Below are 19,483 nucleotides of genomic sequence, written 5' to 3'. Positions count from 1 at the left end.
GGATTTCCCCCAGGCGTCTTCCCCTGCGGATCAGACCTGTCCGTTGCGCGCGAGTGGCATCGGCACCCCCTTGATGGTTGACGTTGCCGGCTGTTGCTGCGGCGGGACGGACCCGAGTCTCCCGCGCCGGCGCCGCAAAGGCCAGTGGATTCGGTGGGACAGGGCAGCGCGAGGTGCACTGCTGGAACTGCAGGCCGATTCGGGTGCGCTCGGCGGTGTGATGAACTTTCTCCCATGACCAGCGCTGAGGCACCCGCCCTCCCGGCCGACAACCCGTTCGCCGCACCGTCCGACCTGCCGTACCAGCTGCCGCGGTTCGCCGACATCCGCATCGAGCACTACCGGCCGGGGTTCGAGGCAGGCACCGCTGAGCACCTCGCCGAGATCGAGGCGATCACCAGCAATCCGGAGCCGGCGACGTTCGCCAACACCGTCGAGGCGATGGAACGATCCGGCCGGCTGCTGGGTCGGGTGCTGTACGCGTTCTTCAACCTGACCGCATCGAACGCGGACGACGAGATGCTGGCGCTGGAAGAAGAATTGGCGCCGAAGTACGCAGCGCACAATGACGCCATCAAGCTGAACCCTGAGCTGTTCGCGCGGATCGACGCGGTCCACCGGCAGCGCAACGACGCCGGCCTCACCCCCGAGCAGCTGGCGTTGGTGGAGCGGTACCACACCGACTTCGTGCTGGCCGGTGCCGCGCTGAACGACGAACAGCGCGCCAAGCTGGCCGAGCTGAACCGCCGGATCGCCGAACTGGGCGCCAAGTTCGGCAGCAACCTGCTCAAGGACACCGAGGCCAGCGCGCTGCTGCTGGACTCTGCGGACGAAATGGCCGGTGCCAGCCCGGACGCGATCGCCGCCGCCAAGTCGGCGGCGCAGGCGAAGGGTCATCCGGACAAGTACCTGATCTCGCTCATCCTGCCGTCCAACCAGCCGCTGCTGGCCGACCTCACCGACCGCGACGTCCGCGCCCGGCTGTACGAGGCGTCGGTCAACCGAGCGATGGCCGGCGAGCACGACAACACCGTCGTCGCGGCAGAGATGGCGCAGTTGCGAGCGGAAGCCGCGCAGCTCTTGGGGTTTGCCACCCATGCCGACCAGATCGCCGCCGACCAGACCGCCAAGACCACCGCTGCGGTCGACGCGATGCTCGGCCAGCTGGTGGAACCGGCGATGCGCAATGCGCGGGCCGAGGCCAGGGTGCTCGCCGAGGTTGCCGCCCGCGACGGCATCAACCTGGAGCCGTGGGACTGGGCGTTCTACTCCGCCAAGGTCTCCGCAGAGCAGTACCGGGTGGACGAGGCCGCCCTGCGCCCCTACTTCGAACTTGACCGGGTGCTGCACGACGGAGTGTTCCACGCCGCCGAAAAGCTGTACGGCATCACGTTTTCCCGGCGGGAAGACCTGCAGTCGTACCATCCGGACGTCCGGGTGTGGGAGGTGTTCGACGGGCCCGAGTCCGACGGCAAGCCCATCGGCCTCTACCTGGGTGACTACTTCGCCAGGGACACCAAACGCGGCGGCGCCTGGATGAGCGCCTTCGTCGAGCAGAACAAGCTGTTCGGCGACCGGCCGGTGGTGGTGAACAACCTCAACATCCCACGGCCGCCCGGCGACGAGGCCGCCCTGCTCACCCTTGACGAGGTCCGCACCCTGTTCCACGAGTTCGGGCACACCCTGCACGGTTTGTTCTCCGACGTCACCTACCCGCGGGTGGCCAGCACCAACGTGCCGCGGGACTTTGTCGAGTTCCCCAGCCAGGTCAACGAGATGTGGGTGCAGTGGCCGGACATCCTGGCCAACTACGCCGTGCATTACCAGACTGGCGAAAAGCTTGCGCAGCAACACATCGACGCCATCAAGGCCGCCGAACTGTGGGGCCAGGGCTTCGCCACCGTGGAGTACCTTGCTGCCACCCTGCTCGACCAGGCCTGGCACCGGCTGACCCCTGGCGACGTGATCGACGACCCTATGGACTTCGAGCAGCAGGCCCTCGAGTCCGCCGGGGTGGCCATGGAGCTGATCCCGCCGCGGTACCGCACGCCGTACTTCCAGCACATTTTCTCCGGTGACGGCGGCTATTCGGCCGGCTACTACTCCTACATCTGGTCCGAGGTACTCGATGCCGACACCGTCGAGTGGTTCAAGGCATCGGGCGGGTTGACCCGCGACAACGGAGAAACGTTCCGCCGCAAGCTGTTGGCCGTCGGCGGCTCGGTCGATCCGGTCGGCGCCTTCAGCTCGGTGGTGGGGCACGCTCCGGACATCACCCCGCTGCTGCGCCGGCGCGGGCTGACAGCGGAGCCGTCCGCGTGACGGCCCCAGCCGGCCGGCAGGCGCCGGAACCGCTGCCACTCAACGGTTTCGACCATGTGACGTCCGGCAAGGTGCGCGACATCTACCGTCCGGCACCGGATTCCGGCAGTGACGACGGGTTGCTGCTGTTCGTCGCGTCCGACCGGATCAGCGCCTACGACCACGTGCTGCCGACGCCGATCCCGGACAAGGGCAGGGTGCTCACCGCGATGAGCATGTTCTGGTTCGAGTTGTTGGCCGACCTGGTGCCCTCGCACGTGGTGGCGGTGGACGATGCCCGCATCCCCGAGCAGGTGCGCGGACGGGCCATGCTGGTGCGGCGCTTGGACATGGTGCCGGTGGAATGCGTGGCCCGCGGCTACCTGACCGGATCCGGGCTGGCCGACTACACCGCCACCGGCGGGGTGTGCGGAATACCGCTGCCGGCCGGCCTGGTGGAGGCGTCGCAGCTACCGGAGCCGATTTTCACCCCGGCCGCGAAGGCGGAGCTCGGCGCGCACGACGAGAACATCGACTTCGCGCAGGTGGCGGCGACCGTCGGTGCCGAGCGGGCCGATGAGCTGCGCGAGCTGACGTTGCGGATCTACCGGTTGGCGGCCGAGCACGCCCGCTCCCGCGGGGTGATCCTGGCCGACACCAAGTTCGAGTTCGGTACCGACGGCGACGGTCGCCTGGTGCTGGGTGACGAGGTGCTCACCCCGGACTCGTCGCGGTACTGGCCTGCCGACGGCTACGCGCCGGGGCGGGCGCAGCCGTCGTTCGACAAGCAGTACGTCCGCGACTGGCTGACCTCACCGGCGTCCGGCTGGGACCGGGCCGCCGACGCGCCCCCCCCGCCGCTGCCCGATGACGTGGTGGCCGCCACCCGCGACCGTTACATCTCCGCCTACGAGCTGGTCTCGGGTCGGCGCTTCGCCGACTGGATCTGACGGCGTCCGGCCCTGGACTCGGTTGCCGCCGGGACGGATCCGGTCGGCGGCGGGGACGCTGGTCGATCGCTCGGGCGTCGGGCGGTGTTGCGACCAGGCGGGGGATGCCATCATGGCCGCATGGCTGATGAAGAACTGCACAAGAAGATCAACGAGCTCAGCGACGAGCAGCGCGACCTGCGCGCCAAGGTGGCCTCCGGCGAGGTCGACTCGGAGACCGGGCAGACCCGGTTGAAGGGCATCGAGGTGGAGCTGGACCGGCTGTGGGATCTGGTGCGCCAGCGCGACGCCAAGCGGGAGTTCGGGCAGAACCCGAACGAGGCAACCGAGCGTCCCGCCGACGTGGTGGAGGACTACCTGTCCTGACGCCTGCCGGCTGACGCCTGACGACGGAGCGGATACCGAGCGCTGCTGAGGTATCCGGCACGGCCGGTACATCACACTTTTCATGTGCGCGCTGTCGGTGCCGTTGCCTAGGGTGGCGGCATGCCCGCAGACCCGGCCGTCGAGGCCGACCACCTTGTCAAAACTTTCGGCGACAAGAAGGCTGTCGACGACGTCAGCTTCGTGGTGCCGCAGGGCACCGTGCTCGGCCTGCTGGGGCCGAACGGTGCCGGCAAAACCACCACCGTCCGGATGATGACGACGCTGTCCGTGCCGACCTCGGGCACCGCGCGGGTCGCCGGGTACGACGTAATCTCCCAACCAGACCAGGTGCGTCGCAACATGGGCCTCACCGGCCAGGCCGCCTCGGTCGACGAGCTGCTCACCGGTCGCGAGAACCTGCGGATGATCGGCGAGCTCTACGGCATCAAACCCGGTGTGGCCAAACGCATCTCCGGCGAATTGCTCGAGCGCTTCTCGCTCGCCGACGCCGCCGACAAGGTGGTCAAGCAGTACTCCGGCGGCATGCGGCGGCGGCTCGACCTGGCCGCCAGCCTGGTCGCCGTCCCGCCGGTACTGTTCCTCGACGAGCCGACCACCGGCCTTGACCCGCGCAGCCGTCAGGAGCTGTGGGATGCGCTGCGCGAACTGGTGAAGGGCGGCACCACCTTGGTGCTCACCACCCAGTACCTGGAGGAGGCCGACCGGCTGGCCGACGAGGTGGTGGTGATCGACCAGGGCCGCATCATCGCCGCCGGCACCCCGCTGCAACTGAAGGATTCGTCCGGCCAGGCTGCCGTCGTGGTGACCATGTCGCACCCGGAAGACGTCGCGGCCGCCGAGGCGATCCTGGCGCCGCTCACCGGCGAGGTGCACGTCGACGCCGACGCCCGGCAGCTCACCGCGCCGGCCGCCGGGCTGAGCGACATGACCCGCATCGCCGAGGCATTCTCCGCCAGCGGCCTTGAGATTGACGACCTCGGACTGAAGCGCCCCAGCCTTGACGACGTGTTCCTTGCGCTCACCGGGCACCGCGCCGAATCCGAGCCGAGTGAAGACGCGGCCGGCGGTTCCGATTCCGGCACCGCACCGACCGAAGCGAGCACTGGGAAGGGCAATCGATGAGCACCCCCACCGCCGGGCTGCAACCCGGCATCGGGCTGACCACCGACCGTCCGGAGATCCATCCGCGCGGGGTGCTGGCCGAGTCGCTGGTGATGGTGCGCCGCAACCTGCGGCACATCAAACGGCAGCCGGAAATGCTGATGGACGTCACCATCCAGCCGATCATGTTCGTGCTGCTGTTCGCCTACGTGTTCGGCGGCTCCATCCAGATCGGCGGGCAGAGCGGCGTCAACTACCGCGAGTGGCTGCTGCCCGGAATCATGGGCCAGACCATGGCTTTCGCGTCGTTCATCGTCGCCATCGGCCTCAACAACGACCTGGACAAGGGCATCATCGACCGGTTCAGGTCGCTGCCGATGTCGCGGTCTTCGGTGCTGGTCGGCCGCAGCCTGGCGGCGCTGCTGCACTCCAGCATCGGCATCGTGGTGATGGCGCTGACCGGTCTGGTGATCGGCTGGCGGATCGGCGGCGGGCCGGCCAACGCGGTGTTGGCATTCCTGTTGTTGCTGGCGTTCGGTTTCGCGATGATCTGGATCGGCATCTGGGTCGGTTCGGCGATGCGCTCGGTCGAGGCGGTGAACGGCGTCATGTTCACCACCATGTTCCCGATCACGTTCCTGGCCAACACTTTTGCCCCGCCGGCCAACATGCCGACCTGGCTGCGCACCATCGCGGAGTGGAACCCGATCTCGGCGCTGGTGCAGGCGCTGCGTGAGCTCTGGGACAACTATCCCGACCTGGCGCCGAGCGCGGCCTGGCCGCTGCGGCACGCGGTGTGGGTGTCGTTGGGCTGGTCGGTACTGATCACCGTTGTGGTGGCGCCGCTGGCGCTGCGCGCCTACCGGCGCCGCACCACCGACTGACTCCGGCTACAGCTCGATCCGCTTGCCGTCGGTCAGCTCGATGAAGGTGGTGCCCGCCGGCGCGAGCTCGGTGAGGCGGCCGTAGAACATCGCCGCAAACGGCTTGATCAGCGCGTCGTGAATCGGAATGGCGACCTTGGGGTGCACGGCCCGCTCGTAGTCGACGGCCTCCTTGAGCGCCATCCACGGTGCCATCACCGGGATGGCCAGGATCTCCACCTGCTGGTCCGGGACGATCAGCGCGTCGCCGGGGTGCAGCAGCCGGCCGCCGATCAGGTAGCCGACGTTGGTGTTGCGCGGGAGATCCTGGTGGATCACCGCGTGCAGTTCGCCGACCACCTGAACGCTGGTGCCGACGTCGAAGGCGTCGCCGGCCTTGGCCACCGTTGTGGTGACGCCGGCCGCGTCCAGCTTCTCGGCGGCGGCGGGGTCGGCGTACACGGTGGCCTGCGGGTTGTTGCGAACCAGCTCCGCAGCCTTGGCGACGTCCAGATGATCCTCGTGCACGTGGGTCACCAGGATCGCGGTGAGGTCGCGCAGGTCTTCGTAGCCCTCCGAGAACGCGCCGGGGTCCACCAGGATGCTGGCGTCACCGTCCGTGACGTGCAGGCAGGAATGGCCGTACTTGGTGATCTGCATACCCCGACCCTATGCCGGATGCGGGCGGCTCGTCCGGACCAGCGGCGACCGTCCGTAGCAAGCGTCTCGCCTGTCGAGTTAACTTACTGTTGAGACATTCTCACGAATCAATTATCGACGTAGCGTAATCGACATGCGACAGCCACTCGATCCGGCCGGAAGCAGGTACCGGACGCCTCGCCGTCGGCGGGCCAGGCTGCTGGCCGGCATCTGCGCCCTCGTCGCCCCGGTGGTCTCCACGACGGTGACTGCACCGGCCGCCACGGCGGCAACCCCGACGTTGAACCTGCTGTACGCCAACGACTTCAGCGGATTCTTCGGCGGCATGACGAACTGGGGACTTGTCGGTGACCGGGTGCTGGTGGGCGACTGGAACGGCGACGGCCGGGACACCGTCGCGGTTCGCCGTGGCCTGACTGTTTACTTCCGGGATTCGCTGACCAGCGGCGGCAGCAACCGCGTCATCAACTACGGTCGCGCCACCGACCAGGTGGTGGTGGGCGATTGGAACGGTGACGGCAAGGACAGCCTCGGGGTGCGCCGCGGCAACACCTTCCTGCTGGCCGACGCCATCGGCGACACCCCGCCGACCACCCACGAGTTCACCTGGGGCCGGTCGACCGACGCGGTGCTGGTGGGTGACTGGAACGGCGACGGACGCGACACCTTTGCCCTGCGCCGCGGGTCGACCATCTACGTCAGCAACTCGCTGAGCAACCGCACCGACCTCACCTTCAACTACGGGCTCGCCACCGATACCGCCGTCAGCGGCGACTGGAACGGCGACCGCATCGACTCGTTCGGGGTGCGCCGCGGCAACACCTATTACCTGCGCGACGCGGTCAGCGGCGGCGCCGCCACCAGGACGGTGGCCTGGGGCCAACCGTCGGACACCGTTGTCTTCGGCGACTGGGACGGCAACAGGGCGGTGACCCCGATGGCCGTCCGCGCCGACAACCCCCGCTACCGCGTCTGGGTGCTCACCAACGGGGAACGGGCCAAAGCCGGCCGCGCCGCGTTGAAATACAGCGACTGCCTTGAGATCAAGTACGCCCAGCCGTGGGCGGCATACATGGCCCGCACCGGCGACTTCCGGCATCAGTCACTGCTGCAGGGGCGCTGCGCCAAAGACCTGACAGGGGAGAACATCGCCGCCGGGTATCTCACGCCGGAAGCGGTGATGAGCGCCTGGATGAACTCACCGGGCCACAAGGAGAACATCCTGCGGCCGCAGTTCAGCATCATGGGCGTCGGCGTCGCCGACTCCACCGACGCCTACCGCAAGTACTGGGTGCAGAACTTCGGCTGACCCCGTAGTGCCTCATTCACCGGCTGCCGCCGTCAGTGCCTGATTCAGCGGCTGCCGCCGTCAGTGCCTGATTCAGCGGCTGCCGCCGTCAGTGCCTGATTCAGCGGCTGCCGCCGTCAGTGCCTGATTCAGCGGCTGCCGCCGTCAGTGCATGATGAGCCAGGCGGCGACGAAGCCGAGCGAGTTCGTCGCCCAGTGCAGCAGCATCGTCGTCTTGACGCCCTTACCCAGCCGGGCCAGCGCGCACATCAGCACACCGGCGATCGTCATCGACACCACAGCGAGCAGCGTGGTGAGCAGCTGACTGCCGCCCAGCGCGTCCTTCACGGCGCTGTTACCGGTGTTGATGCCGATCGACGGCAGGATGTGCCACATCCCGAACAGCGTTGACGCGCCCAGCACCGGACCCCACCGCCAGCGGATCGACGGTGCCGCACCGAACAATGCGGGCAGCACCCCACGGAAGGCGATCTCCTCGAGGATCACGGTGCCCAGCGGGATCCTGATCAGCACCTGGAACAGCATCACCCAGATCGACGCCTGGGCCGCGCGCTCGTCGAAAAAGGCGCTGCGGGTGCTGGGAATCAGCATTCCGATCGCGAAGATCAACGCCGTCGCCGCCGCCAACAGCAGCCCGACACCGACCGGCCGATGCCAATGCTTGATGCCAAGCCCGACCGCCGTCGGGCCGACGCCGGCCCACGCGGCGATGAGCAGCAACAAACCGGCCATCGTCAGGTTCCATGGCACGTACCCCCACTCCGGCAGCACTCGGTTGGCCATCACGTTGCTGCCGATCAACACCAGCACCGCCAGCACCAGCGCGAGGTGCCGGCGCCGGGTCGGATGGGTGCCACCCGGGTGCGCGGGTTGACTCCGGGCGGGGGCGCTCATGCTTCTATCCTCTACCCGTTGGGGATGTGGCCCGGAATGAGGCGGAATGAGAATGCCGCACGGAACCGTTGCCACAGGTGCCAACGGAGCAAACAGTGCCGAACGGGCCGGCCGAGCCGACCCGGCCAGCGGCATTGACCCGAGCCGGACCGATTGAGGGTGCGAGATGAAGGCCGACGGTGATGCAGCGGCCGCCAGGAGCGGCGACGTGGCCGCCACGGCGCGCCCGCCGCACCCGGTGCAGCCGTTGCAACCCGCGAGCTCGTCGCACCCGGTGCCGGCGCAGCCGGTGCCGCCGCGAGCGCGCCCGGAGCGCCGGTCGGCACCGCGCACCCAGCGCGATCCCTACGCGGATTTCCTGCGCGCGTTCTCGCTGCTGGTCGTCATCCTGTGGCACTGGTGCTTCACCATCCTGATCTGGACCGACGACGGGCCCTATGCCACCAGCCCACTCGGGTTCACCTCAGGGCTGTGGATCTTCACCTGGCTGCTGCAGGTGATGCCGATCTTCTTCTACATCGGCGGGTACGTGCACCTGCAGGCCTGGCAGCGGGCGGCCGCCCGCGGCGACAGCGTCTGGGTGTTCGTGCTGCGGCAAATCAAGGCGCTGGGCATCCCGGCCGCGGCGCTGCTCGGGGTGTGGATCGTCATCGGCATCGTGCTGGTGAGCGTCTTCGACATCAGCTGGACCTGGAAAGCGGTGACCATGGTGGTCTCGCCGCTGTGGTTCATCGCCGCGTACATGCTGCTGATCGCGCTGATGCCGCTGTCGGTGTGGCTGAACCGGCGGTACGGCAACCTGGTGCTGGTGGTGCTCGCCGGGTTGGCGGTGATCGTCGACATTCTGCGGTTCCGCTACCAGATCCCGTACGTGCCGTTCCTCAACATGATCTTCGTGTGGGGGTTCGCCTTCCAGCTCGGCTACTTCCACACCCAGATCACCGGGTTGAACGACGCCCCGCGGTATTCCGACGGTCGCATCGACTGGCAGTACCAGTCGCCGCGGTCGCTGCACACCGGCCGGCTGATGGCCCTCGCCGGTTTGTTCGCGCTGATCGGGTTGGTGTTCTCCGGGCTGTACCCGGGGTCGATGGTCGGCGTGCCCGGCGAGGCGTCGAACATGGCGCCGCCGACGGTGTGCATCATCGCGCTGACGTTCTTGCAGGTGGGGGTGGCCGAGATCGTCCGGCCCGCGGTGCTGCGCGGGTTGGCGCACGGCAAGACCTTCGCCAAGGCCACCGCGTTGTTCACCCGGTTCGCGATGCCGCTGTTCCTGTTCCACACCACCGGGATGGCGCTGGCCAGGGCAATCGAATGGACCATCTTCGGCCGGGAGGAGCAGGGCGTTGCACCGACCACCACCTGGTGGCTGCTGCGGCCGGTGGAGATCATCTTCCCGCTGATCTGCACCCTTCCGGTGATCTACCTGTTCGGTCGCCGCTGGCAGAACCAGCCGGTCAAGGTGGAGCCGCGTCAGGTGGTCGACGACCCCGAGGTCGGCGACGGCGGCGACCAGCCGGTCCGTGCCTGACCACGCGACGAGGCCTGACCACCTGACTAGAATGGGCGGTGAATCCCGCACCGTGGCGCGCTGAGCCGGTTCGCGGCCGCGCCTCTTCCCACCCAGGAGCCGTTTGTGGCGCGTGTCGTCGTCGATGTCGTCATCAAGCCCGAGATCCTCGACCCGCAGGGCAAGGCCATTCTGGCGGCGCTCGGCCGGCTGGGGCACCCGGGCGTCAGCAGTGTCCGGCAGGGCAAACACTTCGAGTTGGACGTCGATGATTCGGTGTCAGACGCCGACCTCGAGCAGCTGGCCGAGCAGGTGCTCGCCAACCCGGTGATCGAGAACTGGACGGTCACCCGGCTCGACACCGCCGCCGGCGCTGCTGGTGCCGCCGGTGCCGCTGCCGACGGGCAGCCGCAATCGTCCGGAACGACGGTAACGCCGTGACCGCGCGGATCGGGGTGATCACCTTTCCCGGCACCCTCGACGACGTCGACGCCGCGCGGGCGGTGCGGATCGCCGGCGCCGAGCCGGTTCCGTTGTGGCACGCCGACAGTGAGCTGTCGGGTGTTGATGCCGTGGTGATCCCCGGCGGCTTCTCCTACGGCGACTATCTGCGGGCCGGCGCCATCGCCGCGCAGGCCCCGATGATGCGCGCGGTGGTGGACGCCGCCCGCGGTGGCATGCCGGTGTTGGGGATCTGCAACGGGTTTCAGGTGTTGTGCGAGGCCGGGCTGCTGCCGGGCGCACTGGTGCGCAACGCCGGCCTGAAGTTCATCTGCCGCGACCAACTGCTCCGGGTGGAGTCGACGGACACGGTGTGGCTGAGCGGGTACCGCGCCGGCCAGCAGATCGTCATCCCGATGAAGAACGCCGAGGGCCGATACGTCGCCCTGCCAGGCGATCTCGAACGACTCGAGGGTGAGGGACTGGTGGCGCTGCGCTATGTGGGCGAAACCGTTGCCGGCCAAGGCAATTGGAACGGCTCGATGAACGACATCGCCGGTATCCGCTCCGCCGACGGCCGGGTGCTCGGCATGATGCCGCACCCCGAGCACGCGGTGGAGGAACTCACCGGGCCGCGCGCCGGCGGGGGCGTCGACGGGCTGGCCATGTTCACCGCCGCGGTCGCGGCGCTCACCACGGCGGTGACGGCATGACGACGGTTGATCCGGCCATGGGCGCTGTTGCCGACGGTGCTGCCCCGCAGGGTGCGGCGGCTGCCGGTGTGACGGACCCCGTGGTCTCCGAGGACACCGTCGAGCAGGCCGCCGCGTCGCCGGAGCAACCGCAGCCGCATCGCGAGCTCGGCCTGAAAGATGATGAGTACCAACGGATCAGGGACATTCTCGGCCGCCGCCCCACCGACGCCGAGCTGGCCATGTACTCGGTGATGTGGAGTGAGCACTGCAGCTACAAGTCGTCGAAGGTGCACCTGAAGTACTTCGGTGAGACCACAACGGACGAGATGCGTTCGGCCATGCTCGCCGGGATCGGCGAGAACGCCGGTGTGGTCGACATCGGCGACGGCTGGGCCGCCACCTTCAAGGTGGAATCGCACAACCACCCGTCGTACGTCGAGCCCTACTCCGGCGCCGCCACCGGCGTCGGCGGCATCGTCCGCGACATCCTGGCGATGGGCGCCCGCCCGGTGGCCGTCACCGATCAGCTGCGGTTCGGGCCTGCCGACGCCCCGGACTCGCAGCGAGTGGTGCCAGGCATCGTCGCCGGGGTGGCCGGCTACGGCGATTGCCTCGGGCTGCCGAACATCGGCGGCGAGGTGTTCTTCGACGGCAGCTTTGCCGGCAACCCGCTGGTGAACGCCGGCTGCATCGGAGTGCTGCGGGCCGACGACATGTACACCGCGCACGCCTCCGGCGTCGGCAACAAGGTGATCCTGTACGGCTCGGCCACCGGGCTGGACGGCATCGGTGGGGTCAGCGTGCTGGCCTCCGACACCTTCGGCGGTGACGAGAGTTCCAGCGCCGGCCGGAAGAAACTGCCGAGCGTGCAGGTCGGCGACCCGTTCGCCGAGAAGGTTCTGATCGAGTGCACGCTCGAGGTGTTCGCGGCCGATCTGGTGGTCGGCATCCAAGACCTGGGGGGCGCCGGATTGTCCTGTGCCACTTCGGAACTCGCCTCCGCCGGCACCGGCGGCATGCATATCGACCTCGATCAGGTGCCGCGCCGCGCGGACAACATGACCGCCGCCGAGGTGCTCTCGTCGGAGTCGCAGGAGCGGATGTGCGCTGTGGTGACTCCGGACAAGGTGCAGGCGTTTCTCGACGTCTGCGCCAAGTGGGAGGTACCGGCCGCGGTGATCGGCGAGGTGACCGACACCGGCCGGCTGGTGATCACCCACCAGGGCGAGACGGTCGTCGATGTTCCGCCCCGCACGGTGGCCCACGACGGGCCGGTCTACCAGCGTCCTGTGCAGCGCCCCGATCAGCAGGATGCCTTGCAGGCCAACACGTCTGCGTCGTTGCCGCGGCCCGCGCACGACGAGCTGATGCCGTTGCTGGTGCGGATGGCCGGTTCACCCAACCTGTGCTCGCGCAGCTGGGTCACCGACCAGTACGACCGCTACGTGCGCGGCAACACGGTACTGGCGCAGCCCGCCGACGCCGGTGTGGTGCGGGTGGCCGACGATTCGGTGCGCGGCGTCGCGATGGCCACCGACTGCAACTCCAGGTACACCGCTTTGGATCCGTACCGCGGAGCGCAGTTGGCGCTGGCCGAGGCCTACCGCAACGTGGCGGTCTCAGGGGCTAAACCCCTTGCGGTGACGGACTGTTTGAACTTCGGCTCGCCGGAGGACCCGGCGGTGATGTGGCAGTTCCAGCAGGCCGTGCGCGGCCTGGCCGACGGCTGCCGCGAGCTGGGCGTGCCCGTCACCGGCGGCAACGTCAGCTTCTACAACCAAACCGGCAGCACCGCGATCTTGCCGAGCCCGGTGATCGGCGTGCTCGGTGTCGTCGACGACGTCCGCAACCGGATTCCGTTGGGGCGCAACAGCTCCGGCGATGTGGTGCTGCTGCTCGGGGATACCCGCGACGAGCTGGACGGGTCGGAGTGGGCGGCGGTCGAGCACCGTCACCTCGGCGGGCAACCACCCGTCGTCGACCTGGCAGCCGAGCGCCGGCTGGCCGAGTTGCTGCAGGCTGTTGCGTCCGACCGGTTGGTCAGCGGCGCGCACGACCTGTCCGAGGGCGGTCTCGCCCAGGGCCTGGCCGAGCTGGCGGTGCACTGCGCCGAGCCGGACGCCGGGCTGCGGGTGAGCCTGCCGACAACAGGGCCGGACGGTGACCTCGATGCGTTCACCGCGATGTTCTCGGAGTCGTCGGCGCGGGCGCTGCTGACGGTGCCGGCCCAGCTGGTGGACCAGGTGCTGGCGCGGTGCACGGCGGCGGGCGTGCCGGTGCAGCGGCTCGGCGAGATCACTGCCGACGGCGCGCTGACCATCGACGGCGTCGGCACGGTCCCGGTGCCGCAGCTCCGGCAGGTGTGGAGCCGCACCCTGCCCGAGCTGTTCGGCTGAGGGCGTTGGCTGCTGCTGTGCCTGGTACCGGACCGGTGGCTGCTGCGGTGCCGGGTACCGACCCGGTCCAGACCGAGGTGTGCGTCGACTCGGTGGCGGGGGTGCGGGTCGCCGCGGCTGCCGGGGCCGACCGGGTGGAGCTGTGCAGCGCGCTGGAGGTCGGCGGCCTGACGCCGTCGCTCGGGTTGATCGAGGCCGCGGTGGACGCGGCCGTTGAGGTGCGGCCCACCGGACTGGCACCGATGGCGGTGCACGTGCTGATCCGCTGCCGCCCCGGCGACTTCTGCTACGCCCCCGACGAGCTCGCGCTGATGGCCCGCGACGCCGGCGCAGCGGTCAGCGCCGGCGCCGACGGACTGGTGCTCGGCGCGCTCACCCGGGCAGGCTCGGTCGACGCTCCGGCACTGCTCCGTCTCGCGGAGCAATGTCGAATCGGGTCGCGGGCAGGCCTTGTGACCAGCGGGAATTCCGTCGAGTCCGGCGGTCGTGACGCGCCGGCCGTGACCTTTCACCGCGCGATTGACGTGTCCGCCGACCCGGTCGCCGCGCTGTGGGACATCGCGGCGCTGGCCGACGCCGGGCTGCGGGTGCAGCGGGTGCTGAGTTCGGGGCAGGCCCGCAGCGCCGCCGCCGGCGTCCCGGTACTGGCCGCCATGGTGCGTGCGGCCGAGCAACTGCCGCTGGCGGTGATGGCCGGCGCCGGGATCCGCCCGGAGAACGTCGCCGGGGTTATTGCCGGGTCGGGGGTGCGGCAGGTGCACTTCTCCGCGCGCGGCCGGGCGGCGGCGCTTGCGCCGCCCGCCGGCTCCCGGGCCAGCATGGGCGAGCAGGACTCGCAGGGCTACGGCATCACCGACCCTGACGCGGTCGCCGCCACCATCACCGCGGCGCGCGCCGGGTGATCCGGCGCATCGTGATTTGCTGCCGATGTCGCCAATCCGGGTCGCGTTGACATCTCGGCGCCGAAATCCGGGTCGAAACCCCCACGCGACCCGGATTGACGACATCCGCCGGCGCTAACCGCATCCGCCGGCGCTACCCGCCGCGGAGCACCTCGGCGACCGCCTCACCCGTCATCCGATGCCAGGTCGGCAGCGGCCGCAGCATGGAGTGATCGCCACCGGCGATGATGCGCAGCTCGACCCCGGCGCGCTCGGCCCAGTCCTCGCTGTACCGGACCGGAATGATCTTGTCGGCGGTGCCGTGCAGCAGCACCAGGCGGCGGTCGGTCAGGTCGGGCACCGGCTCGCCGCTCGGCAGCCATGGCGCCAGCCCGACCGCGCCGACCACGCCCTCGGCGCCGATCACCCTGATGGCCACCCGGCCGCCCATGGAGTGCCCGACCAGCACGATCGGCGTATCCGGGTTGGCCTGCCGCAGTTGCGCGATGGCCCAGCTCGCATCGCGCACCGGTGGCTCGCCGCCGTTCCAACTGCGCAACTCGTCCACCAGAAGATAGGTCGCCAATCGAGGCGTCTGCGGCGAGCGCCGCACCGACGAGCCGATCGGGCGCATCCGCAGCACCGGCGGCCACCAGCCCGGCGCCGTCGCCCTCGACGTCCCGTCCTTGCCGCCGTGCAACAGCAACACCGTGGCGTCGGGGGCATCCGAGGTCGCTGCCAGCTGCAGCAGCCTCGCCCCGTCCGGCGAGCGCAACGAGCCCGGCCTGGCACGCCGAGGGCGCCGCGTCCGCTGAAACGTCATGCCATCCAGTGTGCGCGGTGCGCCGTCTGGGATGCTCACCGGCGTGACGCACCGGCCCCGCCGGGACCGCGGTGTGGGCCTACCGGGTCGGTGACGAGCCGTTCGAGCAGGAGGGACTGCGCACCATCGAGCGGATCGTCGGCCGCTGCTGACACCGCGCGGCCAGTAATCTCAATCACCGTGCCGCGCAAGGTGACAAGGGACGAGTTCGAGGCCGCGCTGGCCGATGCCGCCGCTGCGGCTGCTTCCGCGGAAGCGCGCCCCGCTGGTGAGCTCAAGCAGGTGGTCCGGGCGACCGCCGGTTGGCTGGCCCAGCAGCACCCGGGCAAGTCGGTTGAACTCAGGATCCCGCCGTACGCGGCGGTGCAGTTGATCGAGGGCCCGCGGCACACCCGTGGCACTCCGCCGAACGTCATCGAGACCGACCCGGCGACCTGGCTGGAACTCGTTGCCGGCCGGCTCAGCTTTGCCGACGCGGTGGCGGCCGGGCGGGTGCGGGCGTCCGGCACCAGGGCGGACCTGTCGGGCCTGCTGCCGCCGACCTGACCTGCAGGGTCGGAGCCGATCGCCGGCGCGGTCGGGTCCCGTTCTGAGCCGAGTCCACAGCCGAATCCACCGCCGAGTCCGCAGCCGCACCCCGGGCCGAATCGCGGGCCAATCCCTGGCCGAATCCCGGGCCGAGTCTCAGCCGAAATCGAGCACCGACAGCAGCGCCCGCGCGTAGGCGCTCTCGGTGTCGGCGTCGGCGAATTCGACGGTCTCACCGTTGTTGACGATCCGGACCAGCCAACCGTCGTCAGTGCGCTGCAAGGCGACGAACCGCTCACCCAGCTCCTCGCGCAGCCGGGTCTCGGAGGGCAGCCACAGCACCTCGGTCAGATCGAGTGAATCCAGCGCCCATTCGGTGGTGCCGTTGAAGCCGATCACCCGGCCGTCCGGGAAGTCGTGCACGTCCACCGTCATGTTGCTGACCACGAAGACGTCGTCGTCCATGTCGCGATCGGGTACCACGAACCGGTCGCCGGGCCGCGGCTCCCAGATCAGGCCGGCGGAGAGCAACCGCCTGGCCAGCTGCACCGAGATCATCAGGCCACTGTGCCGGAATCGCGGGGTCACGGCCAGGCGGCTCAGCGGGCCGAGCCTGGGGTGCTGGCCGGGTTCGCGCTGACCCACCCGGTCGGCGCGCGACGGTAGAGTGGGCGTACGCGGCGCACGTCAGCGAACCGTCAAGCTCAACGGCTTGTCCTTCGATTTCCAGCGATCTCCAGCGAACTCCAGGAGCAGCGTTCCGGTGGCTTACCCAGCGGCGACATCCCCGTCCGATCCGGTACCGACCCACCCGTCGCCGCCCGGTGCTGGGCCCGCAGCAGGCGCCGGCGTCGACCCGGAGCCGCGCGAGGAGTGCGGCGTCTTCGGGGTATGGGCGCCAGGTGAAGAGGTCGCCAAGCTCACCTACTACGGGTTGTACGCGCTGCAGCACCGCGGGCAAGAGGGCGCCGGTATTGCCGTCGCCGACGGCAGCCAGATCGTGGTGTTCAAAGACTTGGGGCTGGTGTCGCAGGTCTTCGATGAGCAGACCCTTTCGTCGCTGCGCGGCGACATCGCGGTCGGCCACTGCCGCTACTCCACCACCGGCTCGGTGACCTGGGAGAACTGTTCCCCCACGTTCGCCACCACCGACGTCGGCAGCGGAATCGCGATGGCGCACAACGGCAATCTGGTCAATACCGTCGAGCTGGCCCGCCGCGCCCGTGAGTCCGGGTTGCTGCCCAGCGCACCGGCGCACCGACCCGACCGCCCCAACTCCACCACCGACTCCGATCTGATCAGTCGGCTGTTGGCCTCCGAATGTTCCGACCGGAGCTTGGAGGACGCAGCGCTGCGGCTGCTGCCGACCCTGTCGGGCGCGTTCTCCCTTGTCTTCTGTGACGAGCACACCCTTTACGCCGCAAGGGATCCGCAGGGTATGCGCCCGCTGGTGCTCGGCCGGCTCGAGCGTGGCTGGGTGGTGGCTTCCGAGACGGCGGCCCTTGACATTGTCGGCGCCAGCTTTGTCCGCGAGGTGGAGCCGGGCGAGCTGATCGCGATAGACGCAGACGGCATCCGCAGCGAGCATTTCGCCGCGCCCGATCCCAAGGGCTGCGTCTTCGAGTACGTCTACCTGGCCCGGCCCGACACGTCGATCGCCGGCCGCAGCGTGTACGCCACCCGGGTGGACATCGGTCGCCGGCTCGCTCTTGAGATGCCGGTGGATGCCGACCTGGTGATCCCGACCCCGGAGTCTGGGACGCCCGCTGCGATCGGATACGCCGAGCAGTCCGGCATTCCGTACGGGCAGGGACTGGTCAAGAACTCTTATGTGGGGCGGACTTTCATTCAGCCGTCGCAGACCATCCGGCAGCTGGGCATTCGGCTCAAGCTGAACCCGTTGCGCGATGTGATCCGCGGCAAGCGGCTGATCGTGGTGGACGATTCCATAGTTCGCGGCAACACCCAGCGGGCGCTGGTCCGGATGCTGCGCGAGGCCGGTGCCGTCGAGGTGCACGTCCGCATCGCGTCGCCGCCGGTGCGCTGGCCGTGCTTCTACGGTATCGACTTCGGCACTCGCGCCGAGCTGATCGCCGCCAACAGCGAGGTCGACGATATCCGCCGCTCGATCGGCGCGGACAGCCTCGGCTATCTGAGCGTCGCCGCGATGGTCGCCGCCACCGAACAGCCCGCAAAGCGTTTGTGCACAGCATGTTTCACCGGTCAGTACCCGGTACCGATTCCCGACCAGGTCGGCAAGCACGTGCTCGAGGGTCTCGGCCGCGGCGTCGTCGGCCTGGTGGACGCCGATGACGATTCCGTCGGCCCGGTCCCGAACCCTGAGAAAACCGTTGCGCAGAGCGGCGTTTCGGAGCTGACTCGATGACGGAACCACGCACGTCGTTCGGTTCCGGCGCCACCTACGCCGGTTCGGGGGTGAGTATTCAGGCCGGCGAGGACGCGGTGGAGCGCATCAAACCGTTCGCCGGCAAGACCGCGCGCCCCGAGGTGATGGACGGTATCGGAGGGTTCGCCTCGCTGTTCCGGCTGCCTGTCGAGAAATATCGAGATCCGATCCTCGCGTCGTCGTCGGACGGGGTCGGCACCAAATCCGCCATCGCGCAGGCGATGGAGACTCACAACACCATCGGCATCGACCTGGTGGCCATGGTGGTCGACGATCTTGTTGCCTGCGGCGCGGAACCGCTGTTCCTGCAGGACTATATCGCCTGCGGAAAGATCGACCCCGAAAAGATTTCCACCATCGTCGCCGGCATCGCCGACGGTTGCCTGCAGGCCGGTTGCTCTTTGGTCGGCGGGGAGACCGCCGAACATCCAGGGTTGATGGCGCCCGACGATTACGACCTGGCGTCCACCGCCGTCGGTGTGGTGGAGGCGGAGGCGATCCTCGGCCCCGATCGCGTCCGCCCCGGCGACGTGGTGATCGGCATGAGCTCGTCCGGGGTGCACTCCAACGGCTACTCGCTGATCCGGCACGTGCTGCTGGACATCAACCGGCTGCCGCTGGACGGGCATGTGGAGGAGTTCGGCCGGTCGTTGGGCGAAGAACTGCTGGAGCCGTGCCGGATCTACAGCAAGGTGTGCCTGGCGCTGGCCCAGGAGGCCGATGTGCACGCCTTTGCGCACATCACCGGTGGCGGGCTGGCCGGCAACCTGGCCAGGGTGATTCCCGTTGGGCTGCAAGCACAATTGGACCGGCGGGCATGGACGCCGCTGCCGGTGTTCGGCTACATCGCCGGACGCGGGCGGGTGCCGAAGGTCGAGATGGAGAAGACCTTCAACATGGGCATCGGGATGGTCGCGGTGCTGCACGCCGAAGACTCCGACCGAGCGCTGGCGATGCTCACGGCAAAGCACATCCCTGCCTGGGTGCTCGGCACCGTCGAGAAGGCCGACCGTGACGCCGAGCGGGTTGTGCTGTCTGGGGACCATCCGCGCTTCTGAGCGGTGGGGCCCCTCTGCCGGCAGACAGTCGCTCTGCCGCCGACAGTAGGGAATCCGCCGGGAGTGAGTGCACATGACCTGCGCTGGGCCCGTGACCTGCGTGTTTGTGGCCTACTCGGGGCTCGGGGGTTGACGACCACCACACTGTCTGTTGTGGTCAGGATCTGCTCGGGGCGGGGCGCGCTGACTGGCGCGGCCGGCCCTCAGGTCGGTCGGAACGGGGTTGGCAGTGCTACCAATGCGCAGCAGGAAAGACATCACTGGGCGAGCCGGCGCGGC

The 19,483-nt window shown here is 69.1% G+C and carries 18 protein-coding genes; 14 read left to right on the top strand and 4 right to left on the bottom strand.

Annotation, left to right across the window (positions count from 1 at the left end; all coding sequences use genetic code 11):
- The first annotated feature begins 234 nt into the window (after positions 1 to 234).
- The 5 genes from HKD39_RS07570 to HKD39_RS07550 all read left to right on the top strand — a co-directional run bounded on the left by HKD39_RS07570 (position 235) and on the right by HKD39_RS07550 (position 5,623).
- Positions 235 to 2,322, top strand: a complete 2,088-nt coding sequence (locus HKD39_RS07570; protein WP_171199241.1) for a M3 family metallopeptidase — start codon at positions 235 to 237, stop codon at positions 2,320 to 2,322.
- Positions 2,323 to 2,354: 32 nt separating this feature from the next.
- Positions 2,355 to 3,251: a phosphoribosylaminoimidazolesuccinocarboxamide synthase gene (locus HKD39_RS07565; RefSeq protein WP_171199442.1), complete on the top strand. Its 897-nt coding sequence runs from the start codon at positions 2,355 to 2,357 to the stop codon at positions 3,249 to 3,251.
- Positions 3,252 to 3,371: 120 nt separating this feature from the next.
- Complete coding sequence (locus HKD39_RS07560; RefSeq protein ID WP_171199240.1) at positions 3,372 to 3,617, top strand: DUF2630 family protein; 246 nt, start codon at positions 3,372 to 3,374, stop codon at positions 3,615 to 3,617.
- 120 nt (positions 3,618 to 3,737) lie between these two features.
- Positions 3,738 to 4,760, top strand: a complete 1,023-nt coding sequence (locus tag HKD39_RS07555; protein ID WP_171199239.1) for an ATP-binding cassette domain-containing protein — start codon at positions 3,738 to 3,740, stop codon at positions 4,758 to 4,760.
- Positions 4,757 to 5,623 carry an ABC transporter permease gene (locus HKD39_RS07550; RefSeq protein WP_171199238.1) on the top strand — a complete coding sequence of 289 codons (867 nt, stop codon included), beginning with the start codon at positions 4,757 to 4,759 and terminating at the stop codon, positions 5,621 to 5,623. Before HKD39_RS07555 ends, HKD39_RS07550 begins: the two co-directional genes overlap by 4 nt.
- Before the next feature lie 6 nt (positions 5,624 to 5,629).
- On the opposite strand, the gene HKD39_RS07545 is transcribed toward HKD39_RS07550, so the two are convergent.
- Positions 5,630 to 6,262, bottom strand: a complete 633-nt coding sequence (locus tag HKD39_RS07545; RefSeq protein WP_171199237.1) for an MBL fold metallo-hydrolase — start codon at positions 6,260 to 6,262, stop codon at positions 5,630 to 5,632.
- Between the two features lie 133 nt (positions 6,263 to 6,395).
- Between HKD39_RS07545 and HKD39_RS18705 the strand changes: the two genes are divergently transcribed.
- Positions 6,396 to 7,571, top strand: a complete 1,176-nt coding sequence (locus HKD39_RS18705; RefSeq protein WP_212754186.1) for a CAP domain-containing protein — start codon at positions 6,396 to 6,398, stop codon at positions 7,569 to 7,571.
- A 144-nt stretch (positions 7,572 to 7,715) separates the two neighbouring features.
- Here HKD39_RS18705 and HKD39_RS07535 read toward each other — a convergent pair whose 3' ends face one another.
- Positions 7,716 to 8,465, bottom strand: a complete 750-nt coding sequence (locus tag HKD39_RS07535; RefSeq protein ID WP_171199236.1) for a CPBP family intramembrane glutamic endopeptidase — start codon at positions 8,463 to 8,465, stop codon at positions 7,716 to 7,718.
- 166 nt (positions 8,466 to 8,631) lie between these two features.
- Here HKD39_RS07535 and HKD39_RS07530 point away from each other — a divergent pair, with 166 nt between their 5' ends.
- From HKD39_RS07530 to HKD39_RS07510, 5 genes are all read left to right on the top strand, one after another.
- The gene (locus tag HKD39_RS07530; protein ID WP_171199235.1) at positions 8,632 to 9,996 is read left to right on the top strand and encodes an acyltransferase family protein; all 1,365 of its coding nucleotides are present in this window, start codon (positions 8,632 to 8,634) and stop codon (positions 9,994 to 9,996) included.
- Positions 9,997 to 10,101: 105 nt separating this feature from the next.
- On the top strand, positions 10,102 to 10,416 hold the full coding sequence (purS, locus tag HKD39_RS07525) for a phosphoribosylformylglycinamidine synthase subunit PurS (RefSeq protein ID WP_171199234.1): 315 nt from the start codon (positions 10,102 to 10,104) through the stop codon (positions 10,414 to 10,416).
- The gene (gene purQ / locus HKD39_RS07520; RefSeq protein ID WP_171199233.1) at positions 10,413 to 11,129 is read left to right on the top strand and encodes a phosphoribosylformylglycinamidine synthase subunit PurQ; all 717 of its coding nucleotides are present in this window, start codon (positions 10,413 to 10,415) and stop codon (positions 11,127 to 11,129) included. Before purS ends, purQ begins: the two co-directional genes overlap by 4 nt.
- On the top strand, positions 11,126 to 13,507 hold the full coding sequence (gene purL, locus HKD39_RS07515) for a phosphoribosylformylglycinamidine synthase subunit PurL (protein ID WP_171199232.1): 2,382 nt from the start codon (positions 11,126 to 11,128) through the stop codon (positions 13,505 to 13,507). Before purQ ends, purL begins: the two co-directional genes overlap by 4 nt.
- Before the next feature lie 17 nt (positions 13,508 to 13,524).
- Positions 13,525 to 14,409: a copper homeostasis protein CutC gene (locus tag HKD39_RS07510; protein ID WP_212754185.1), complete on the top strand. Its 885-nt coding sequence runs from the start codon at positions 13,525 to 13,527 to the stop codon at positions 14,407 to 14,409.
- Between the two features lie 133 nt (positions 14,410 to 14,542).
- On the opposite strand, the gene HKD39_RS07505 is transcribed toward HKD39_RS07510, so the two are convergent.
- A complete protein-coding gene (locus HKD39_RS07505; RefSeq protein WP_171199231.1) occupies positions 14,543 to 15,211 on the bottom strand; it encodes an alpha/beta hydrolase in 669 nt (222 codons plus the stop codon).
- Positions 15,212 to 15,391: 180 nt separating this feature from the next.
- Between HKD39_RS07505 and HKD39_RS07500 the strand changes: the two genes are divergently transcribed.
- A complete protein-coding gene (locus HKD39_RS07500; protein ID WP_171199230.1) occupies positions 15,392 to 15,757 on the top strand; it encodes a sterol carrier family protein in 366 nt (121 codons plus the stop codon).
- A gap of 138 nt (positions 15,758 to 15,895) precedes the next feature.
- On the opposite strand, the gene HKD39_RS07495 is transcribed toward HKD39_RS07500, so the two are convergent.
- Positions 15,896 to 16,297 carry a pilus assembly protein CpaE gene (locus tag HKD39_RS07495; protein ID WP_171199229.1) on the bottom strand — a complete coding sequence of 134 codons (402 nt, stop codon included), beginning with the start codon at positions 16,295 to 16,297 and terminating at the stop codon, positions 15,896 to 15,898.
- Positions 16,298 to 16,502: 205 nt separating this feature from the next.
- Here HKD39_RS07495 and purF point away from each other — a divergent pair, with 205 nt between their 5' ends.
- A complete protein-coding gene (gene purF, locus HKD39_RS07490; protein ID WP_171199228.1) occupies positions 16,503 to 18,125 on the top strand; it encodes an amidophosphoribosyltransferase in 1,623 nt (540 codons plus the stop codon).
- Positions 18,122 to 19,204 (top strand): phosphoribosylformylglycinamidine cyclo-ligase, encoded by a 1,083-nt coding sequence (gene purM, locus HKD39_RS07485; protein WP_171199227.1) that lies wholly within the window; start codon positions 18,122 to 18,124, stop codon positions 19,202 to 19,204. Before purF ends, purM begins: the two co-directional genes overlap by 4 nt.
- Positions 19,205 to 19,483 lie beyond the last annotated feature (279 nt).

It is taken from the genome of Nakamurella aerolata, assembly GCF_013002705.1.
Taxonomy (GTDB): domain Bacteria; phylum Actinomycetota; class Actinomycetes; order Mycobacteriales; family Nakamurellaceae; genus Nakamurella; species Nakamurella aerolata.
This window is presented reverse-complemented; position numbering and strand designations above follow the sequence as displayed.